The sequence below is a fragment of the Acetobacter oeni genome (assembly GCF_011516825.1).
Taxonomy (GTDB): Bacteria; Pseudomonadota; Alphaproteobacteria; order Acetobacterales; family Acetobacteraceae; genus Acetobacter; species Acetobacter oeni.
This window is the reverse complement of record NZ_WOTA01000070.1, coordinates 1-4,160: the sequence shown is the minus strand read 5'-3', so window position 1 is coordinate 4,160 and position 4,160 is coordinate 1. Positions and strand designations below refer to the sequence as shown.

Below are 4,160 nucleotides of genomic sequence, written 5' to 3'. Positions count from 1 at the left end.
ATCGTTGATAAGATATTCCGTCCGTGCATCGGAGAGATTGTTCAGTGTCTGGATCACCAGGATTTTGAACATCAGCACCGGATCAAACGGCGGACGCCCGCCTTTGCTTCCATCCGAATACGCCAGAGCATTTTTCCAGGTCCTGAGCCTATACTCTCGGAGCTTTCACAGAGCACCCGAACATTCCGGCATCGTGAGATAACCGGTGCTGCTCTTCAGGTGCTTCCATCACTCGTGTCGGCTGAAGAAAGCCGCTCGCACCCGTAGCTGCGATAAGCAAACGTCTTGTCACTTTCCCTCAGCGCCGCATCCACAACCGCCCGCCCCGCCGTGCGACGGCAAACCGGGTCCGCCGCCTCAGCCCGCCCGGTCAGCGCCAGCGCCTGACACCGGCAGCCGCCCCAGTCGATTTCCTTCCGGTCGCAGGACCGGCAGGGCTCCGGCATCCAGTCCGTGCCCCGAAACATCCTGAAAATTTCAGAGTCATTCCAGATCGTCCCCAGGGCCGCCTCCCGCACGGAAGGAAACACAACCCCCGATATCGTCTCCGCCGCATGACACGGCAAAACCCGCCCCACCGGCGTAATGTTGACAAACCGCTGCCCCCACCCGCCCATGCACGGCTTCGGCTCATCCGCATAATAGTCCGGCGTGACAAAATCGATCGCCATTCGCGTCCCGAACCGCTCACGCGCCACCGCCACATCCCGCTCGCTCTGCTCAAGCTGCGCCCGCGTCGGCAATAAAGCAGCCCGGTTCTTCAAACCCCAGCCATAATACTGCGTGTGAGCAATCTCGACCCGCCGCGCCCCAAGCGCCTCCGCCAGATCGAACATCCGTGGAATCCGCTCCACATTGAGCCGGTGAACCACAAAATTCAGCGTCAGCGGCATCCCGTCCGCCACCACCAGCCGCGCCGCTTCGATCTTCTTCGCCTGCGCGCCCTTCATGCCGCCAATAAGAGCCGCCCCGTCCTCATCCACGTCCTGAAACGACAGCTGCACATGATCCAGCCCCGCCGCCGACAGCCGTTCCAGCGAAGCCGCATCCATCAGTACGCCGGACGTAATCAGGTTGGTGTAAAGCCCGTTCCGCACCGCCCGCCGCACCAGATCCGGCAGATCCTTCCGCGCCATCGGCTCCCCGCCGGAAAAATGCACCTGCAACACGCCAAGCGCCGCCGCCTCATCCAGAACCCGGAACCAGTCTTCCGTCGAAAGCTCCCCGGTCTTCGGCTCCAGCGCCAGCGGATTGGAGCAGTAAGGACACTGCAACGGACACCGATGCGTCAGCTCAGCCAGTAAACTCATAGGCGGCGGGGAAGGGGAGGAACTCACGCCTTCCACACCAGCACCTGCCGGTCCGCCAGATCACCCACCATGGCCAGTACATCCCGCGCAATCACCTCACGCGGCGCCTCGAACGCAGTCGCCAGCCCGTCAATCATCACCCCAAGCGACGTCTCACCATCAACCCGCTGCAAAACCTCCGCCGCAACCGGGTCCGCCAGAAAAGCCCGCTCCGGCGCCTGAATCACCCACTGATCCCGCACCTGGTCCCGCTGCAACCGCGTCCCCCGCGCAAACGCCGGTACACGCGCTTCCGTTACATCCGCCATCATGAGGGCCGGAACGAGCCCGGCGGAATATTCCCCGGCAGCACATAAGCGTAATCAAGCGCATCCAGCATCGACCACAACACGCCACACTTGAACTTCAGAGCCCCCAGCACCGCCTGCTGCTGCTCCACCGTCCGCGCATGTTCCTTCACATAAGCCAGCGCAAAATCGGAATCCCGCGGCGCCTGTGTCAGACGCGGCGTGAAATAGGCAAGCGTCTCCGCGTTGATGAAGTCGTAATTCCGCAGCATCCCCGAAACACGCTCGCTGATGATCGTCGGCGAAAACAGCTCCGTCAGCGAAGACGCAATCGCCTCCAGCACCGAACGCTCCCGAACGAAATGAACATAAGCCTCAACCGCGAACCGCGTCCCCGGCAGCAAACCCTCCAGCGACTCAACATAAGCCCGGTCCAGCCCCAGCCCGTCCGTCAGCCGCAACCACCGCGCCACGCCGCCAGTGCCCGGCGCATCACCATCATGATCCTCCAGCCGCCGCCGCCACTCACGACGCAGCTCCGCCGTCGGCAGCCGCGCCAGCAACGACGCATCCTTCGCCGGAATACTGGCCTGATAATAATAGCGGTTCAGCGCCCAGGCCTGCACCTGACCGCGATTCAGCTTCCCGTCATGCAGCGCCCGATGAAACGGATGCAGATTATGATATCGCTCAGCCCCGATGCCCCGCAGCGCCGCCTCAAGAGCATCAGGTGACAGAAGTGCTGCACTCATAGCGTGATCCTCATGCCATCGAAGGAAACATCCCACCCCGCCGCCTCAACCTCGGCCCGCTCAGGAGAGTCCGCCAGCAGAATGGGATTGGAATTATTAATGTGGATCAGCACCCTGCGCCCGACATCCAGATCCCGGAACGCTGCCACAGTGCCATCCGCGTCACTGACCGACATATGCCCCATTCGTTTGCCGGTCTTCTCGCCAAGTCCGGCCAGGATCATCTCGTCATCCCGCCACAGCGTCCCGTCAAACAGTACCAGATCCGCCCCGACAATCCGCGCCCGCAGCCGCTCCGTCATCGCCGCACAACCCGGAATAAACAGGACACGCGCCCGGCCATCCGTAATCTCCAGCCCGACCGTCTCGCCATTCTCCACAATCGCAGCCGGGTTCTCCCCCTTCTCCGTATAAAGCGGCACCTTCCCCGGTACGGTAAAGGGCGTGATTTCAAGACCGACAGGCTTCCCGTCCCGCGTCGTCAGCAGGAGCGAGTGGTCAGGGGCGATCTCACGTCGTCCGACAACTTCCCGGTTCAGCGCCTCGAAAATCGGATTGGCATCGAGCTGATCCAGCACCTGCCGCGTCCCGAAAATGTCGAATAACTGCCGCTCCCGCAGCGTCAGCAAACCTGTAATCGTGTCCACCTCCGCCCCGGTCAGGATCACCCCCGCAATCGGTGTTGAACGCAGGCCGGTCCGCGGATGCAGGACCGGCGTCTGGCCGATCTGCTGCCTCAGATCCGGCGATGCATTGACTACAAACCAGTGTTCGCCGTCACCACTGACTGCAATGGAAGCCTGCGTCCGGGCAGGAGCCAGCGGATCACCGGACCGCGCACGCCTGCACCCCCCGGCATTCGAGTTCCATTGAGGAAAACCACCACCCGCGGCGGCACCAAGCACGACAAGATCAATCATGGGAGAAACGCTGTAAAAGAAAAACGCCGCCGGTGCGAGGCCGGCGGCGTTTCAAAAAGAGGAAGCCCGCGAGCCTTACTTCTTCTGGCCGCAAACGTAGCTGTTAATCTCTGCGCCCAGCGGCACTTCCGTGATCTTCGGCGTATTCCAAGCCATGATAAAGCCTCCTTCTGCTGGTTGAAGAACGGCCATCATAAGCACACGCTCTCTTCCCCGGCCATGTCCCGCAGGCATACTCACGAAAAGGTGAAATTTACCCGACCACCTGTGTCTGTCCTGAAATAAACGACAGACAGCAACATAATCGCGCGTCACCGGCCCGGTTCAATGGACGAACAGGCTCTGAGCCTGAAATTCATCGTGATCGTGGCAGGCCGGAAAACCATATATCACAAGCGGCGTTCAATAGTCCTGCTGACAAACTGTGTCGCCCGGCTGCGCAGGTTCTCCTGGGCGGGACCATGAAAAGATGCCGCTTCATGCATGAGCGAAGAAGCAGGCACAGACTCGCGCCCCGGAGCGTGGCGCGATGAGTTCAACGATACACCGTCGGGCAGGTCGTCTCACGACGCCATGAACGCGATCGTTCGCCTGGCACTCGCGCGGCCATACACCTTCATCATCATCATGGCCATCCTGATCGTGATCGCAGGCGTGCTCTCGGCAATCCGCACACCCAAAGACGTCTTTCCGGACATTGGCATTCCGGTGGTCGCCGTCGCGTGGGCCTATACCAACCTCTCACCCCAGAACATGTCGGGCCGCATCCAGCTTCCCTTTCAGAGCCTGAATCAGAAAGCGGCTTGATTGATTTTTCGCAGAACTCTGCGGATATGGGCAATCATCAACCATGCGCAGGATGACGAGATTGTTGTCTCGACATCCTTCGTG

At 61.1% G+C, this 4,160-nt stretch carries 6 protein-coding genes and 2 pseudogenes; 1 reads left to right on the top strand and 7 read right to left on the bottom strand.

Translation table 11 applies throughout. The features are described from left to right. The 6 genes and pseudogenes from GOB90_RS18510 to pqqA form a co-directional block, all read right to left on the bottom strand. Positions 1-108: pseudogene (locus tag GOB90_RS18510) on the bottom strand (transposase); the annotation flags it as partial. Between the two features lie 107 nt (positions 109-215). Then, positions 216-1,310, bottom strand: a complete 1,095-nt coding sequence (gene pqqE, locus GOB90_RS18505; protein WP_194300992.1) for a pyrroloquinoline quinone biosynthesis protein PqqE — start codon at positions 1,308-1,310, stop codon at positions 216-218. Positions 1,311-1,333: 23 nt separating this feature from the next. Further along, the gene (gene pqqD, locus GOB90_RS18500; RefSeq protein WP_408740447.1) at positions 1,334-1,618 is read right to left on the bottom strand and encodes a pyrroloquinoline quinone biosynthesis peptide chaperone PqqD; all 285 of its coding nucleotides are present in this window, start codon (positions 1,616-1,618) and stop codon (positions 1,334-1,336) included. Beyond that, positions 1,618-2,349, bottom strand: coding sequence for a pyrroloquinoline-quinone synthase PqqC (pqqC, locus tag GOB90_RS18495; protein ID WP_146893080.1), 732 nt, complete (start codon positions 2,347-2,349; stop codon positions 1,618-1,620). Before pqqC ends, pqqD begins: the two co-directional genes overlap by 1 nt. Beyond that, positions 2,346-3,269 carry a pyrroloquinoline quinone biosynthesis protein PqqB gene (pqqB, locus tag GOB90_RS18490; RefSeq protein ID WP_146893081.1) on the bottom strand — a complete coding sequence of 308 codons (924 nt, stop codon included), beginning with the start codon at positions 3,267-3,269 and terminating at the stop codon, positions 2,346-2,348. Before pqqB ends, pqqC begins: the two co-directional genes overlap by 4 nt. Positions 3,270-3,344: 75 nt before the next feature. Next, on the bottom strand, positions 3,345-3,425 hold the full coding sequence (pqqA, locus tag GOB90_RS18485; RefSeq protein WP_010666882.1) for a pyrroloquinoline quinone precursor peptide PqqA: 81 nt from the start codon (positions 3,423-3,425) through the stop codon (positions 3,345-3,347). Positions 3,426-3,752: 327 nt separating this feature from the next. Here pqqA and GOB90_RS19930 point away from each other — a divergent pair, with 327 nt between their 5' ends. Continuing rightward, the gene (locus GOB90_RS19930) at positions 3,753-4,076 is read left to right on the top strand and encodes an efflux RND transporter permease subunit (protein WP_456304256.1); all 324 of its coding nucleotides are present in this window, start codon (positions 3,753-3,755) and stop codon (positions 4,074-4,076) included. Here GOB90_RS19930 and GOB90_RS18475 read toward each other — a convergent pair. Beyond that, positions 4,061-4,160, bottom strand: a pseudogene (locus GOB90_RS18475) (IS5/IS1182 family transposase); the annotation flags it as partial. The gene GOB90_RS19930 and the pseudogene GOB90_RS18475 overlap by 16 nt on opposite strands.